Source organism: Coleofasciculus sp. A1-SPW-01, assembly GCF_040217205.1.
Classification (GTDB): Bacteria; Cyanobacteriota; Cyanobacteriia; order Cyanobacteriales; family Coleofasciculaceae; genus Coleofasciculus; species Coleofasciculus chthonoplastes_A.
The window spans coordinates 14,132-30,112 of the sequence record NZ_JAVJNP010000037.1 but is presented as its reverse complement, the minus strand read 5'-3'; the positions used below and the strand labels follow the sequence as shown (position 1 = coordinate 30,112).

17 protein-coding genes and 1 pseudogene are annotated in these 15,981 nt (G+C 44.9%); 12 read left to right on the top strand and 6 right to left on the bottom strand.

Annotated features, from left to right (window positions below):
• The 7 genes and pseudogenes from RH949_RS06440 to psbM all read left to right on the top strand — a co-directional run.
• Positions 1-780 (top strand): annotated as a pseudogene (locus RH949_RS06440) (hypothetical protein); the annotation flags it as partial.
• A 233-nt stretch (positions 781-1,013) separates the two neighbouring features.
• Positions 1,014-2,012 carry a beta-ketoacyl-ACP synthase 3 gene (locus tag RH949_RS06435; RefSeq protein WP_006101591.1) on the top strand — a complete coding sequence of 333 codons (999 nt, stop codon included), beginning with the start codon at positions 1,014-1,016 and terminating at the stop codon, positions 2,010-2,012.
• A 6-nt stretch (positions 2,013-2,018) separates the two neighbouring features.
• Positions 2,019-2,327 (top strand): hypothetical protein, encoded by a 309-nt coding sequence (locus tag RH949_RS06430; RefSeq protein WP_446352277.1) that lies wholly within the window; start codon positions 2,019-2,021, stop codon positions 2,325-2,327.
• Complete coding sequence (locus tag RH949_RS06425; protein WP_446352276.1) at positions 2,324-2,581, top strand: hypothetical protein; 258 nt, start codon at positions 2,324-2,326, stop codon at positions 2,579-2,581. The genes RH949_RS06430 and RH949_RS06425 overlap by 4 nt, the downstream gene beginning before the upstream one ends.
• 138 nt (positions 2,582-2,719) lie before the next feature.
• Positions 2,720-4,186 (top strand): DASH family cryptochrome, encoded by a 1,467-nt coding sequence (locus RH949_RS06420; protein WP_446352275.1) that lies wholly within the window; start codon positions 2,720-2,722, stop codon positions 4,184-4,186.
• A 449-nt stretch (positions 4,187-4,635) separates the two neighbouring features.
• Complete coding sequence (locus tag RH949_RS06415) at positions 4,636-4,932, top strand: 2Fe-2S iron-sulfur cluster-binding protein (protein ID WP_006101464.1); 297 nt, start codon at positions 4,636-4,638, stop codon at positions 4,930-4,932.
• A 174-nt stretch (positions 4,933-5,106) separates the two neighbouring features.
• The gene (psbM, locus tag RH949_RS06410) at positions 5,107-5,223 is read left to right on the top strand and encodes a photosystem II reaction center protein PsbM (protein WP_006101355.1); all 117 of its coding nucleotides are present in this window, start codon (positions 5,107-5,109) and stop codon (positions 5,221-5,223) included.
• 90 nt (positions 5,224-5,313) lie between these two features.
• Here psbM and RH949_RS06405 read toward each other — a convergent pair whose 3' ends face one another.
• Positions 5,314-6,162: a universal stress protein gene (locus RH949_RS06405; protein WP_006101367.1), complete on the bottom strand. Its 849-nt coding sequence runs from the start codon at positions 6,160-6,162 to the stop codon at positions 5,314-5,316.
• Positions 6,163-6,355: 193 nt separating this feature from the next.
• On the opposite strand from RH949_RS06405, the gene RH949_RS06400 reads away from it, so the two are divergent.
• Together RH949_RS06400 and RH949_RS06395 are read left to right on the top strand one after the other, a co-directional pair.
• Positions 6,356-6,505, top strand: a complete 150-nt coding sequence (locus tag RH949_RS06400) for a hypothetical protein (protein ID WP_446352274.1) — start codon at positions 6,356-6,358, stop codon at positions 6,503-6,505.
• Between the two features lie 37 nt (positions 6,506-6,542).
• Complete coding sequence (locus RH949_RS06395) at positions 6,543-7,106, top strand: tetratricopeptide repeat protein (RefSeq protein ID WP_446352273.1); 564 nt, start codon at positions 6,543-6,545, stop codon at positions 7,104-7,106.
• Positions 7,107-7,159: 53 nt separating this feature from the next.
• Here RH949_RS06395 and RH949_RS06390 read toward each other — a convergent pair whose 3' ends face one another.
• A complete protein-coding gene (locus RH949_RS06390) occupies positions 7,160-7,318 on the bottom strand; it encodes a hypothetical protein (RefSeq protein ID WP_006101315.1) in 159 nt (52 codons plus the stop codon).
• 90 nt (positions 7,319-7,408) lie between these two features.
• Here RH949_RS06390 and RH949_RS06385 point away from each other — a divergent pair, with 90 nt between their 5' ends.
• Both RH949_RS06385 and RH949_RS06380 read left to right on the top strand, forming a co-directional pair.
• Complete coding sequence (locus tag RH949_RS06385; protein WP_446352272.1) at positions 7,409-7,993, top strand: SH3 domain-containing protein; 585 nt, start codon at positions 7,409-7,411, stop codon at positions 7,991-7,993.
• 32 nt (positions 7,994-8,025) lie between these two features.
• Positions 8,026-8,709, top strand: coding sequence for a Crp/Fnr family transcriptional regulator (locus tag RH949_RS06380; RefSeq protein WP_446352271.1), 684 nt, complete (start codon positions 8,026-8,028; stop codon positions 8,707-8,709).
• A 179-nt stretch (positions 8,710-8,888) separates the two neighbouring features.
• On the opposite strand, the gene RH949_RS06375 is transcribed toward RH949_RS06380, so the two are convergent.
• Entirely contained in the window at positions 8,889-11,186 is a 2,298-nt protein-coding gene (locus RH949_RS06375; protein ID WP_446352270.1) for a GumC family protein, read from the bottom strand.
• Between the two features lie 611 nt (positions 11,187-11,797).
• Between RH949_RS06375 and RH949_RS06370 the strand changes: the two genes are divergently transcribed.
• On the top strand, positions 11,798-13,132 hold the full coding sequence (locus tag RH949_RS06370; protein WP_006101319.1) for a glycosyltransferase family 4 protein: 1,335 nt from the start codon (positions 11,798-11,800) through the stop codon (positions 13,130-13,132).
• A gap of 157 nt (positions 13,133-13,289) precedes the next feature.
• Here the strand turns inward: RH949_RS06370 and RH949_RS06365 are convergent, their stop codons facing one another.
• The 3 genes from RH949_RS06365 to RH949_RS06355 are packed head-to-tail and all read right to left on the bottom strand — an operon-like array spanning position 13,290 to position 15,981.
• Positions 13,290-14,147, bottom strand: a complete 858-nt coding sequence (locus tag RH949_RS06365; RefSeq protein WP_446352269.1) for a glycosyltransferase family 2 protein — start codon at positions 14,145-14,147, stop codon at positions 13,290-13,292.
• Between the two features lie 6 nt (positions 14,148-14,153).
• Positions 14,154-14,837: a class I SAM-dependent methyltransferase gene (locus tag RH949_RS06360; protein WP_446352268.1), complete on the bottom strand. Its 684-nt coding sequence runs from the start codon at positions 14,835-14,837 to the stop codon at positions 14,154-14,156.
• A gap of 13 nt (positions 14,838-14,850) precedes the next feature.
• Positions 14,851-15,981: a glycosyltransferase family 4 protein gene (locus tag RH949_RS06355; RefSeq protein WP_446352267.1), complete on the bottom strand. Its 1,131-nt coding sequence runs from the start codon at positions 15,979-15,981 to the stop codon at positions 14,851-14,853.

Sequence of the window (15,981 nt, the reverse complement as noted above, 5' to 3'; positions counted from 1 at the left end):
ATTAATAGATTACCCAATAGTGGTGCGAAAACATGGCACTTCTATAGAAAGGATAATCGATGGGTTGTCGCTGTTCAATTCACGCCCGCCGCGGTGGAGAAGGTTAGTAGAGAGATTCAGTATGGTGCCCTGGGTATCGATCTAAATCCTAGTTCTATCGGTTGGGCTTATGTTGATGGTCAAGGAAATTTAAAAGCTCAGGGAACTCTTCCTTTTCAGACGGGTTTACCCAAAGGTAAACAAGATGCTCAAATTGTCGATGTTTGTTTGAAATTGGCAGCTTTAGCCAGGAATTTTGCCTGCCCAGTTCTGTGCGAAAGCTTGGATTTTTCCACCAAGAAAGCTCAATTAAGAGAGCGAACAAAAAAATATGCTAGAATGCTTTCTGCCTGGGCATACAGTCGTTTTTATCACAATTTGTCATCGATTTTATCCAACCGAGGAATAGCTCTTTCTTTGTGCAATCCAGCTTACACGAGTTTGATTGGATTGGTTAAATATAGTCGGATGTATGGACTATCATCTGATGTGGCGGCTGCCCTAGCAATTGCCAGAAGAGGCATGAATTTGAGTGAGAGATTGCCGCGCTCTGTGTCCGCCTATCTCGGAGTGAATCCGAGAAAGCACGTATGGAGCGCTCTATATCAATTTAATAATTTTATTGGTCGATGCCCTGTAGTCAATCGTAGACACGATTACTACTGCGTCTCTAACTGGGAGCCGTTGGTTAAGGCTGATATCGAGCAACAATGCCGGGTATCAGCCAAGCGTAAGCGTTAACGGTTATCGACCAAAAGTTACACCGTGGACTTATACCAAGACAGAATTACTTATGGGTAGGTTTGTCTAGGTTTTTAGAAGCGGCGAAACAATTAGATGGGATCAATCAGCCATCCGAGGTAAAGCCTTCGGAGGATACAACAGGTTAGCGTGGTGCGATCGCGACTAGAATGCCAGCAGAGGTGATAGCGGGGTGGAGAGTGGATTGGCGGTTTCTTTGATGGAGAATCATTTTGAATCAACTAGGCACAGGAATTGCGATTACCGGGAGTGGTTCGGCGACACCCGATGGTGTTTTGGATAACCATCAACTCAGCCAGATAGTTGAGACATCGGATGAGTGGATTACTACCCGCACAGGAATTCGTCAACGGTGTCTAGCGGATGCTCAAGCCAGTTTGAGTGGGTTAGCGGCTGAAGCGGCAAAACGGGCGATGGCAATGGCGGGAGTTGAACCTGAAGCGTTACAGCTAATTATCCTGGCAACGTCTACACCGGATGATCTGTTTGGTACGGCGAGTCAAATTCAGGCGTTACTCGGCGCATCTAATGCCGTGGCGTTTGACCTCACGGCGGCTTGTTCGGGTTTTGTGTTTGGTTTAGTAACGGCTGCCCAATTTATCCGGACTGGAGTTTATCAGAATATTCTATTAATTGGTGCTGATATGTTGTCGCGCTGGCTGGATTGGTCCGATCGCGGTACCTGTGTTTTATTTGGGGATGGTGCAGGGGCGGTGATGTTACAGGCAGATTCACGCGATCGCTTGTTGGGATTTCAAATTCGCAGTGATGGCACTCAGAATAAATGCTTACAGTTGGCTTATAAACCACAAACCCAGCAACTTGTCAAGGATATCGAAGTCGGTCAAGGAAATTTTGCCGCCATTACCATGAACGGTAAAGAAGTCTATCGATTTGCCGTGCAGAAGGTGCCAGAAGTGATTGAGAAGGCACTATTTCAGGCAAATTTGACTGCAGAGGATGTAGACTGGCTGCTCTTGCACCAAGCCAATCAACGGATTCTGGATGCAGTGGCTCGACGGTTGAAGATTCCCAGCCATAAGGTGTTGAGTAATTTGAGTCAGTATGGGAATACATCGGCGGCGTCGATTCCCTTAATTTTAGATGAAGCGGTGCGATCGGGAAAAATTCAGCCCGGTGATATTATTGCTAGTTCCGGTTTTGGTGCGGGATTAACCTGGGGGGCGGCTATTTTTGAATGGGGGCGATGAGGGGTTATGAATATTTGGAATCGCAACCAACGTCTTCAGCAGATTCAACAACTCAACCCCATTACTGACCATAGTTTAATTGGTCGCCTTGTCGCTGGCTACGAATTTCCGTGGGATATCACCCGTGCGTTGGAATTAGCTATGGTGAAAACGTTCTGTGTTCCCAGTATTTCTCGACTGCTGACTCGCACCGGAGAATTTCATCACCACACCCAAAAGCGCTACGATGATACAGGTTTACTGATTGCCGAGATTCTCCAATGGGGTTACGAAAGTGAACGGGGTGCAGAAGCGATAGCTGGTTTCCGGCTTTGAGTCATCCTCTGCTGAAACCTGCTATTTATAGCTTGTTCGATGAGCGAACGCTGGCGGCGTTTGGTTTTACCAAGCCTTCGACTCTTATAGTAAGCGGTGTAGAAAATAGTCTCAAGTTGCGGGGATACTTGCAGCGTTGGCTTGTGCCGAGAAGAAGGTCAGATTTCTTTACAGACAGTCAGTTGAAAAGTTATCCTCGTGGTTATCAGTTAAGGGATATTGGTCCGAGTTGGATGCTGGATAAACTTGAGTGAAATTGTAGGGAATCTAGGCTGGCGATAAAAGATTATTGACTTATTCTTATACCATTTCTCTTATAGTTTAGTCCGCGTAGGCGGACTTAGTTTGTGTAGCTGCGATTTTAATCGCCATAGCAAAAAGGAGGTTACTCTGTGAATGAACAACGAATTCTCCTCTGGTATCGCAATGACTTACGCCTTCATGATCACGAACCCCTACACCAGGCGCTACAGACAAAGGCGCAGGTGATTCCCTGCTACTGCTTTGACGATCGCCTTTTTCATACTACATCCTTTGGATTCCCTAAAACTGGGGCATTTCGCGCTAAATTCCTACTGGAAAGTGTAGCCGATTTGCGAGAGAATGTGCGATCGCGTGGAAGCAATTTGCTAGTGCGTCGGGGTTTACCGGAGAACGTCATTCCCACATTGGCAAAAGAACTTGATATCACGACGGTTTACTTTCACCAGGAAGTTACCTCTGAAGAAGTGGCGGTAGAATCTGCACTCAAAAACGCCTTATCTGAAATTGGTATAACCGTACAAACCTTCTGGGGAAGTACCCTCTACCATCCCGACGATTTACCCTTTAGTCTCTCAAAAATTCCCGAACTTTTTACCAACTTCCGTAAACAAGTCGAGAAAAAATCCACCATTTATCCCACCTTTTCCCCTCCCAACCGTTTACCCACCCTCCCTGCTGTAGAAGTTGGTGAATTGCCGCAACTCGCCGATTTTGGACTAGAATCCCCTATCGTTGACCAACGGGCGGTATTACCATTCCAAGGGGGAGAAACCGCCGGATTAGCCAGACTCAATGACTATTTCTGGAAAAAAGACTGTCTTAAAGTTTACAAACAAACCCGCAATGGGATGTTAGGGTCAGATTACTCCTCTAAATTTTCGCCCTGGCTCGCATTGGGATGTTTATCGCCACGTTTTATTTATGAACAGGTGCAGCAATACGAACAGGAACGAATCAAAAATGATTCAACCTACTGGTTAGTGTTTGAATTAATTTGGCGAGACTTTTTCCGGTTTATTTGTGCCAAACATGGAAACCGAATTTTTCGCCCATCGGGGTTACAAGGTATCCCGATTCCCTGGAAAGAAGACTGGGATCGCTTTACCCTTTGGCAGCAAGGAAAGACAGGCTTTCCCTTAATTGACGCCAATATGCGGGAACTTGCCGCCACTGGATTTATGTCCAATCGGGGACGACAAAATGTTGCCAGTTTTCTTACCAAAAACCTCGGAATCAACTGGCAAATCGGCGCGGAGTGGTTTGAATCCCTACTCATTGACTACGATGTTTGTAGCAATTGGGGCAACTGGAATTATACAGCCGGAGTCGGGAATGATGCCCGTGGATTTCGCTATTTCAATATTCAAAAACAGTCGAAAGATTATGACCCTCAAGGTTACTATGTCAAACATTGGCTACCCGAACTCAATTCCTTACCCGCCGCTAAAGTACACCAACCTTGGACATTAACCTCAGCCGAGCAAAAACAGTTTGGGGTGAGACTTGGCGTCGATTATCCTAATCCGGTTGTAGACTTAATGGAGTCGGTGAAAGCAAACGAGAAAGTTTACAACGCCGCCTTGAACCATCGATAACATTGGCGATTGGGAGACTGCTTATCAACGTTTTAGCTCGGGTTTCGTTCCTCAACTCAACTTATCGGATTAGCTGGGATAAGTACCTAGATATAAAATCTGTATGCTGTACTAAGAAATGTTAACAAGCCTCAAATCTTTACTGTTGCCTGTTGCCTACCCCACCGCAAGACTTATTCAGCAGCCTTTAATTTCAAACGCGGATTTGGGATCAAAATCGGCGCAAGTCAGGGCGGGTTTAGTTAGGTTAGTGGTTTGAACCGAAGCGTTATCGGTAAAACCCGCCCCTACACAATCAAAACGATATGCCGTGAAAAGTCAGAGACCCCACGACTGTCTTTATAATTCGCTAGCCTAGAAGAAGGTCAAGTCGATGTGAATCAGAGGATTAAGTATCCTGAGTGCAAATTCTTCTAGGATATATCAGGAGTGACGTAGCGGAAAACTAGATGGCTAATATCAAATTTGTCAAGGAAGACCAGGAAATCATTGCAGCAGATGGGGCAAACTTACGGGAGAAAGCCCTGCAAAACAAGATTGACCTGTATACCTTCAAAGGGAAGTTGATGAACTGTGGAGGCTATGGTCAATGTGGCACCTGCATTGTCGAGGTTGTCGAAGGGATGGAAAATCTCTCACCTCGAACTGAGGTAGAACAGCGTAAACTGAAGAAAAAACCGGAGAGTTATCGATTAGCCTGCCAAGCCTTGGTCAATGGACCAGTCAGCGTGAAAACTAAGCCCTGAAGGTGCGGGGAGCATGGAAAACAGGGTAAGCAATACAGAGACGTGCCATGGCGCATCTGAGAGCAGGGGAAGTAATGTTGCTGATCAATATTTGCAGTCAACCTGCACTATTGGCAGAAGCCAATGATATTCTAAGAAGAGCGGTTCAAAACCAATTGTAGAGGCACTAGTTCAATGCAAGTTAATGAGTTAGGGTTCGTTGCCAGTCTTCTGTTTGTGCTGGTTCCCACAGTTTTTTTGTTGATTCTGTATATCCAGACAGCTAGCCGAGAAAGTAATAAAAATTCTTAGCCTTGGCTGTCTACCCTCCGCCCATGAGATCCCCGACTTCTTCAAGACGTCGGGGATCTGGCATCTGTTCCCCTACAGGAACAAAACTGGTTAATCCGGTGTACGGGTTAATAACACGGGACAATTCGCATACACCCGCACATAGTCAGACAGGGAAGTCCCCAGCAATCGGTCTAAATCAGGGAGAGACTTAGCAATGGTGGGACGGCGTTCCGGAGAACCCAAAACCAATAAGTCCACATTCATTTCATCTGCCAAGCGACAAATCTCTCGTCCCGCCTGACCCTTACTATTTATACATTTATAGGCAACGCCTTGTTTTTTCGCTTCCGCCGCCGCCGATGCCAAAACGGGATCGGTTTCAGGCGTGGTTATCAGTTCACCCGATGGTGTTTTTTGGTCAGGGTTGACGTGAACCAAATACAGTTGACCGCCTTTGACGTCCCGAATCAGAGACAGTGCCAAATCCAAGCTTTGCTTGGCACTCTCGGATTTATTCATTGACACCATGACTCGGTTGATCCGTTTGACGTAGATCTCGTCTTTCACCAATAACATGGGACGAGAGGACAATTGGAAAACATATTGGCTAACCGAGTTTTCCAAGATGGATTCCAACCGTTTGAGTCCTCTGGAACCCATAATGATCAGGTCAGATTGCTCTTCCTGAGCTACTTGCAGCACTACGTCTTTGGGATCTCCCTGTTTGAGTCGGGGTGTGATTTTGTTGGGATCGATTTTGAGAGACTTAACGGCATCTGCCAAAATCTTGCCGCCCTCTTCTAGTTTGGCTGACATGGCGTCAGCACTAACTTGGGGGGTGACTACATGGAGAACCGTAACCGATACTTGTTGCATGATCGGGATTTCGGTCAACATATTAAACATTTCTTCACATAATCCCCGACCGGCAACAGCAAGCAAAATTTTTTCAATCATGGTTTCAATGGTTTCAATCGTTGTGAGTGGTTAAGATGAGACTTTCGCCATTGCAGGAGAGTCGGAGCCATATTGGGGTAAATTCCACAAGCCCCGGAAGTAGTAGTTGTTTCCCTGACAATGCATCAGTCCTGAACGTTATCGTATTTGTGCCTTCTAAAAATAAGGATACTGGGTATCGGGGTTTCAAACTTTGACAATTTGTCAACGACTGGGGGGAACGGAAGATGAGGGAGCGGGGGAAGCGGGGGGAGCGGGGGAAGTAGAGACGCGCCATGGCGCGTCTGGGAAGCAGGGGGATCTGGGGAAGAAAACTTTTTCGGTCAACGTTAACATTCGTTAGGGTAGAACAGTTATGTATCCATAAAGAAGAAATCTCCATGAACCTTTCAAGACTCTGGCAGGTAATTATTACAGTAGTATTAGTGCTGGGACTCTATATGCCCCCCGTGACGGCGGCTGAAACCCTTTCCCCTAGAACTGATACGTTTAATGCTTTGGTGAAGGAATGTCTGGAACTCCAAGGAGAGACTTCTCTGAGTGCTTGTGATCAAGCCATTGAAATGCATCCAGATGACGTGATTCCTTGGTATGGGCGTTCTCGCGTGTTATCGGCTTTAGGACAACAAGAAGAAGCCAATCAGTCTTATGCGCGGGTGCGGGTGATTCAAGCGTACTACAATGCGATCGCGCAACTGCTTGCCCAACGAGAACAGATTGAGTCGTTGATGCAAAATGACGAGCAATTCTCTCAACTCGAAGCCGCGATTCAGAGTGAGGATATGGAACAAGAGCAGTTGGAACAACTGCAACAGCTTAAACAACAGATTCTCACACTCCGGGAAAATCCTAGCCTCCTTGATGAAGAAATAGCGGATGCGATGCTTCAGGTACGCGATCGCTTGGCTGATATTATTGGACAAATTTCCGCCACAGCTTCATAACTGGGCGCAAACCGGGCGAAATTTCTGGGCGCAAGCCTTGCGCCCCTACGAGGCTAATCCATCATATTTCCTGTTGCTGTTCCCTTGAATGAATTCTTAAGACCGAATACAAAAAACGTTGTGATATCGTTCCAAATGCCATTATCTGTGACTAACGCTTCGATTTCTGCAACTTGTTGCTTGAACTCGTCAAGATCAACCGGATAATTCATCACTATATTCTACTTTAGATAGATGAGATTACTTCAAGTTTATAGAAAATTAGGGGGTATATAGAAGTATTAAAGGATAAAGTAGATCTAATGAACTATCCGAAAAAAACGTGGCAACTCCTAGGATTCACAACCATCTATTCATTGGCACTGACCATTTTTCCAAAAGTTGCTAGTGCGAATCAACCGCCATCTGTACAGGGTTCTGATGACTATCAGATTGCTCAAATGAACGATTGCCGAGAGGTTGATGTTAATACCATGCTGAATATCCGACAACAGCCGAATGGACGGGTTGTTGGAACTTTGGAAGATGCACAAACTGTTAATATTATCGGGGAACCGGAGGATGGATGGGTAGAGATTGACGCCCCGATGGATGGCTATGTTGCGGCAAGATATCTAGATTATTGTACGGGTGCGGTTCCCCCATCTCAAACCATGCCGACTACCCCAGCAAGTGAGGGAGTTTCCACTGTACCGGGTAGCAACTGCCGTCAGGTGGTTTCGCCGAATACATCAGTGCGATCGCAACCGAATGGCGAAGTAATTGGTACCCTAGAAAAAAATCGGACAGTTTATATCGCCAACGAGGGAAACAATGGTTGGGTGCCGATTGAAAGACCAATAGACGGCTATGTTAGTTCGGCAAATCTGGGCTACTGTTATCAGTAAACCGTTTTCAGCCACATAACACATTTTGCACCGTGAGTCAACCCTCTCAACAGCGTGACTTTCTCGCCAATACGCAACTCTGGCGAGGTTTACCGGATGAGCAGTTAGACGCGATCGCGACCATTGCGATCGCTAAATCCTATCATAAAGGTGAGGTAATTTTTGTTGAAGGGGACGACGGTAGCGGATTCTTTGTCGTGAAATCCGGTCGAGTCAAAGTATTTAAGTTATCAGCGGAAGGGAAAGAACAAATATTAGAATTTTTTGGGGTGGGAGAACATTTTGCCGAAGTCCCCGCTTTTGATGGCGAATGCTTTCCCGCATCGGCTACAGCATTAGAGAAAACCGAATTGCTATTTTTTGGGCGCGATGCTTTCTTAGAATTGTTAGAAAAACAGCCAAAGATAGCGATTAATATGTTAGCCGTTTTTGCGCGGCATTTGCGGCGTTTTGCCCGATTGATTGAAGATTTATCGTTAAAGGAAGTACCCGGACGGTTGGCAGCTTATTTACTCTATTTAAACGCACGGTCTGAGCATCCCAATCACATAGAATTAGATATTACCAAGACTCAGTTAGCCTCTTTATTAGGAACGATTCCTGAAACTTTATCACGGGTATTTGCCAAGTTGAGTCAGGAAGGATTAATTTCGATTCATGGGTCGAGGATTCGATTATTAAATCCAGAAGGATTACGAATTTTATCGGAGCGATAACTACGCCCATAAAAGCCACACTGGGAAAGGGCGGGTTTTGTTGAGAGGCTAATGGTTAGATCATCTGACTGAGTGGCTAAACCCGCCCCTACAATTTCTCTTGTTTCCCCTGTAGACTAAAAAATATTTCACCTTACAAATGACATATAGCAAATGACAAATGACGATCCTCACCTATTCTACACCGTCGTTTCCTGGGGCATCTTCGCATAATAGCGATGATAATAATCATAAGAACTCGTGGTGTAATTCTTAACCCCATTCGCCACCACTCCCAACACTCTGGCATGAGAGGTTTTCAATCCAGATAACACCTGCATCAATACCGTTCGATCTGTTCTTCCTAATCCCACCACCATAACAATTCCATCGGTATGCGCCGCCAATAACCGCGCATCAGCTAAACCTAACATCGGTGGTGTATCAAAAATAACTAAATCAAACATTTCTTCAAACGACTCAACTAAATGCTGCATCTTTTGAGAACAGAGTAATCGAGTCGGATCAGGTGGAATTTGCCCAGCAGTTAACACAAACAAATTCTCCTCCAATGGTGATGGCTGAATTACATCTTTCACATTAATGTCACTGGAAATAACATGACTCAATCCCCACACATTGGGTAAATCCGTCCTCACATGGAGTTGCGGACGCCGCAAATCGGCATCCACCAATAATACCCGTTGTCCCATCGCAGCAGCAGCTTGTGCCATGAATGTCGCTATAGTGGATTTGCCATCAGCCGGAACCGCCGAACTGATTACCACTGAACGAATCGGTTGATCGGGACTAATAAACTGAAGATTCGTCTGAAGCGAACGAAACGCCTCTAAAAATGGAGAAGCATGATAGCGATAAGTGGATTGACTGATAGGAGATGCCAATAGCGGAGTTTCCAGTTTTCCGGCTGTTTTTGCCGATTTACTCGGTTTTTTCAGCGGCTTATGAAAAGGAATCGTACCCAAAACCGCTAACCCTGTCTTTTCCTTCACCTCCTCGGCTGAGTGAAACACCTTATCCAATTTTTCCGCTAAAAACCCTGCCCCAGCACCTGCCAGTAGTCCAGCCACAGCCCCTAATGCTATACCGTGGGGTATGTTGGGTGAGATTGGTGCTTGAGGTTGTTGAGGTTCAGCAATAAGCTGCCACGGCAATGTTTTTTGTGCGGCTTCAATTTGTAGCGTCTCTCGCACTGCCAAAAATCGGTTCAAACTCTCGGTGGCGACTTTCAACTCTCGCTGTAAATCCGTATACTGACGGGCAACCACTGCCAAATTCTTAAGCTGCTGACTCATCAACCGTTCGGCTTTAGCGATCGCACCTGAGCGCACTTCTAGCATATTAATTTGATTCGTTGTCTCTACAAGCTGTTGAGTCAGTGCCAAACGCAGGGAACTAGGCGACGCCAGAGATTCCGGATTTTCCGGTACAGCACTAGCATTTGCCCCCAAAACAGTTCCGGCTTCCTGACTCAGCAGAGGAAGTAAATTTTGTTGCTTCTCTCGTAGCGCCTGAATCGTGGGACTCTGTTCGGTAAACCGCGCCGATTCACTAGCAATTTTACTTTCAATTTCGGTTAACTGATTCAGCAACTGCTGATAACGGGGGGCTTCTGAGAGGGCGGAAGCCGCGATCGCTTGTTTTGGAGATAGTCCAAGTTCCCCTAACTGACTTTGAAGTTGCACCGCCAGGGTGCGGGCTTCATCTAGCTGGGTTTGGGTGTTTTGACGTTCTTGGACAATGGTGCTAACTCGACTGGTCAACAGTTGACCCTGACTATCCGGATTAACCAGATTATACTGTTGGCGAAATCGCTGTAGTTTTTGCTGGAGACTATCCACCCGCCCCTGGAGTTTTGGCAGTTGCTCTTCGACAAACTGAATCCCCTGTCGCGTACTTGTCTGCTGTTCAGAGAGCGAGTAGTTCACATACCCTGTCGCAATTTGCTCTAAAATAAATTGAATTTTTTCCGGGTCAGAATCTTGGTAGCGTACTTCTAATATTTTCGTTTCTTGTAACTGATTAATCGCCAGTTGACTGCGAAGCGTATTATAGTCAATTTCTGGATAGCGAGACTGAATTTGTTCGACAATTGGAGTCATCACTTGAGGACTCCACAGCACCTGAATCTGAGTTTCGTAATCTATACTATTGGTTTGACCCCCAGACGCTTGATTCAGGGATTCACTAATCTGATCGAACTGATCTTCACCGGAAACTGACCCTACCAATAACTGAAACTTACCTTCATAGTTAGGCGTCTGCTGCAAAACTTTCGTGACAATTCCCGAGGTCACCGCGATCGCCATCCCCGCGACAACCAATGCCCGTCGCCGCGCTACCGCCAGAATCTGACGCAAATCCAGCTTGTCATCCTCTGTCTGGGCTAACTCATACAGGGAGAGACTGGACAGTTCTGACGGTAGTTGTCCATTACGATTGGGTAATAACGACTGATGCTCTCCATTTGAACCCATAATTCAGTTAAACGTTGGCGTTTCTCAAACTGACGCGAATAGTGGACGATTCGATCCCTTATCCCAGAGGAGGTGGGGATGCACGAAGGTTGACCCTCACGACTCAGGTAGAACTCCTGGCGACAGGAGGACAACAACTTTTTTAGAGGTTTTGGTGTACGCTGATCATAATGACTACTTATAAATACAGCGTTAGTGCGCTCGATCAGGATAATCCATAGAAGGGTCAGGGTGTAGGCATTTTGAGTTGACGAATCTTGCCTATCGCTACGGTGGATGGGCAAACGAATACCAACGAATGATTTAAATCTATCCGAAGGTGCTGGAAATGTTCGTTAAGATATGGTGATCCAAAAATTACAGCGATCACCTAATTTAATTTGATCATAAACTGTCACATCCAATATCAGTCTCATTTTTGTAATCTTTATTAAAATTCACGTATTAATTTAACCATGCAAAAATAAAAATTAGGTTTAAATTGGGGTAAAATAAATAGTCAACAAAGTTAGACGATTGAGTGCTGATGCGATCCGGATATTGGTAAATTAATGTGTAAAATTTAGCGTAATTTGATATCTATTTTAAATCCCAGTCAGTAACACAGAAACATGAGCAATAGTGAGACTCCCCTACGGCATAGTAAATCCCTCCGTTTATCGATCTTAACTCAATATTACCCCCCTGACTACGCCGCAACCGGACAGCTAATAGAAGAACTGGCTGTCGAGTTAGGCAAACAAGGTTTGTCTGTGCGAGTGTTTACTGGACAACCGGGTTATGCATTTAACAGCCAGTCAGCACCAGCAAGGGAGTATTTTCAGCAACTGATCGTTCAGCGATCGCGAGCGACTCGGATTTGGTCAAAACGTATTCGCGGTAAAGCCTTGAATGGACTAATATTTTGTTTGCGGGCTGGACTGCATTTACTCAGAACCCGTAGTCGGGGGGACATACTCCTGTTAACCACTGCTCCGCCGTTTTTGCCCATTTTGGGATATTTAGCGAAAAAGTTATTTGGACTCCCTTATGTTTGTTTAGTCTATGATTTATATCCAGATGTTGCAGTCGAACTCAATGTTGTGTCTCATCGCCACTGGCTGGTCAAATTCTGGAATACAGTGAACTGCCATATTTGGAAACAGGCTCAACAAATTGTGGTCTTGAGTCCTTCGATGAAAAATCGTATCGCCGCTAAATGTCCCGCCCTGAACGACAAAATTACCGTTATTCATAATTGGGCAGATGCCAATTGGATTGTACCCATTGCTAAACAGGATAATTGGTTTGCCCAAAACTTCAATCTAGTTGATCGGTTTACGGTACTCTATTCCGGAAATATGGGTCGCTGTCATGATATGGAAACGATTCTCAACGCTGCCCAACTGTTACAACATAAGCCAATTTTGTTTGTGTTTATTGGTAATGGTGCTAAGCGGGAAGCCTTTGAAGCCCAAACTCGTCTACTGGGTTTAAGGAATTGTCGCTTTTTACCCTATCAAGATAAACAAAACCTACCCTATTCACTTACTTCAGGGGACTTATCCTTAGTTAGCATTAGTTCAGGGATGGAAGGTTTAGTCGCCCCCAGTAAACTTTATGCCGCCTTAGCCGCAGGACGTCCAATTGCTGCGATTTGTGAACCTCAGTCTTATTTACAGGCGCTGATTGCGGAGGCTGAATGTGGTGCAGCGTTCAGTAATGGTGATGCGAAAGGTTTGGCAGAATTTATTCAACAGTTGTCCACAGATGAACGATTAGTCAAGCGTATGGGTGAAGCGGGTCGTCGGTATTTACAATCTCATTTTACTCCTGATTTGATTGCACAAGAGTATTCTAACGTATTGCATAAGTCAGTCATTTCAGAGTTTGCATCAAGCCCTAATGGAAGAGATGGGAGAAAAGGACGTAAAACGAATACAATGGGTCAAGGAACAGGAGGATAATACCAAATCCGCTGTTGTCAGCCTCTTGTAACATTGGGTGCATGTCAATTTTTTAGGTTGGGTTGAGGTAAGCTACGAAACCCAACTTATTCAGATAAGGCAGTGATATAAAGACATGCCATGGCTTGTATGAGAGATGTATTCTGGCAGATTGAGTTTATTTTTCCACCAAGACAGAAGGGTTAACCGATTGGGTAGATGTTGCTGCGATTCTGTTGGAGACAGATCTGTCCGACGTAGTGGGTGCTTGAGATGCAAATTTTTCCATTTCGATTAGACGAATGGAGAGTAGGATTTCTGCCAGGGTTCGCTGGAGTGCATAATACCAGCCATACCAACCGTCGAGAATACCTTGGTTGAAGATCAGACAGTAGAACAGGATGACGAAGGGAGCGAGAATTTTTTGCCGCCGAATGCGATCGCCTAAGCTAAGTTCACCAGGAGACGTTTCCAGGATTTTCTTATTTTCAATCAGCATATAGCGGTCTTGCGCCCATAACCAGCGGCTTAGAGGTTTGCGATCGTCGTGGTAGATATAGGAGTTGAGCATACCAGACTCGCCTCTTATTTGAAGTAGCTGGGTATGTCCGTCATCGAGATAGATAGATTTTTCCCGTCGGAATAGAACTTGTCGAGGCGGAAGCAATGTTCCCCGCAATGGCTTGCCAAATACGCAATATTTGAACCGGGCGAAGTAGCCATCTATAGGGGAATCTGTGGGAAGAGACGCAAGTTCAGCAATCAGTGCGTCGGTGAGGAAGTAATCAGCATCGAGGGAGAGTACCCATTCAGTTGTGACTTGTGACAAGCCGTAGTTCCACTGGTTGTGATGGGTGTCGAACTGCCGCTGAAAGACTTGGGTTTGCGGATAAGACTTTACCATGTCCAAGGTTTCGTCGGTACTGTAGCTGTCAATAACGACGATTTGCCTTGCCCAAGTGAGTTTTGCCAGAGTGCGATCGATGTTATGGGCTTCATTGAAGGTAAGAATAAGAGGAGTGATTTTTTCTAGCATATCTGTTTATTTACGAACTTCAACCACCATTACAGAGCCTAAAAGTGAGGGAAAATACCGACTCAAAGCCGCAAATGGTTGTCGGCGCTCTGCTCCATGAAAAGCAAAATTTTTCTGGAATCCGCAATGGTTTAAAAAGTGTCTAATTTCAGCTTTGTTGAAATATCGAATGTGCTGCCATTCCCAAATGGGAATTTTATGTCCCTCTGTTCTTCTGGGTACACCCATGAGTAAATAGTAGAAGCGGTTGACAATCCAACCATGATTAGGAGTGCTCAGAACAAGTCGTCCGCCCGGTTTGAGAATTCTATGAATTTCCCTAGCAACCTTTTCAGGGAAAAATAGATGTTCGATGTTGTCTCCCCAAAATACTTCATCGAAAAAATTATCTTCGTAATTATAGGGGATATCTTCAATGTCTTTCTGGATGGCGCTAATGCCAAGTTTTATGAGTTTATCTACGCCAGCCGCATTCCATTCCAAGGCATAGACTTCGTAGCCATTTTCCATGAAAAAATTGCTGACCGTACCACGACCAGCACCTATATCTAATAAGCGCTTCCCATAACCTTGTCGATAAATTTTTTTCAATACCTTATTCCTTTCATAACCTTCAAATTCACCAGAAATATCAGACAAGTATTCGGTGTACACTTTCTCATAAAAATTTTGAATTTTATCTTTTTGCATAGTTGTCTCTGAGTTATCCTTGTTTGATTAATTCTTCAAATTCAGTCAAATAGAGTTGGGCAATTCTTGCGTAACTAAAACAAATAGCATTTCGTGAAGCATTGATAGCCATTTTGCCAGTTGCTTTATGATTAAGTAGCGCTGAAGCCAAAGTGGATGAGAGATTTTTAGCCGCATTAGGGCTACGGTGATTGAAAAAGTATCCAGTTTTACCTTCTTCAATGAAGTCTCTAAAGCAGTCCAGATTAGAGACTATAGGCACTAAACCTGTAGCCATTGCTTCTAAAGGAGCAACCCCAAACGATTCTCCTTTGTCAGCTAGTGATGGATAACAAAATAAATCGGCATTGCGGTAGGCTTCAGCTAACTTTTTACCATCAAATATCGGTTCAGAGAACTCAACAGGTAATTCTTGAGCTTTGATTTTTAAGCTATGCAGATAATCTTCTCCACCACCACCTTGGTTCTGCCTGAACGGACCAATAATCCGCAATTTTACATCTGAGAAATCTTGGCATAAGATGGCAAAAGCATCGAGCAAGAGGTGAATACCTTTTTCTGGGTGAATTCTACCTGCATACAAGATAGTTTTATCCTTCTTTATAGGACGTGGTGAAACAGGTGGATAGAACAGGCGGGTGTTGATTGGATTAGGAATAACCCGAAGCCGAGAAGTAGCAGGTGGACATTGTTTAGCAATGGCTTCTTGAATGGCTTTAGATGGAGCAACAAATCGGTCTGCGCTAGCGTATAGATGATATTGTCCCTTAGGAAATCGAGCGGCATTAATTACGACTCGACCTGCATCAGGACGTAGTGTAGATGCGAAGACAGGTAACCAAAAATCATTAATAACTAAAATGTCAGCACGAGGTAACACTGGTAAGACTAACAAAGCATAAGCCAAGTCTTTGAGTAAATCCCAAGTAATTGACCGACTTTGAGGAAATCCACTATATCTGAAATACTTCACACCATTAAGAATCTCTTGTTGAGGCTGACTGGGGTAGGAGCGGCATACAATAGTTACTTGATGACCCATAGCCACAAATTGTTCAGCCACACCTTGCCAGCGACGCGGTACTGCTCCTCCTTGTAATGTCGGAACCGGAAACCAAGGACCTGTAACGATAGAAATTTTCAT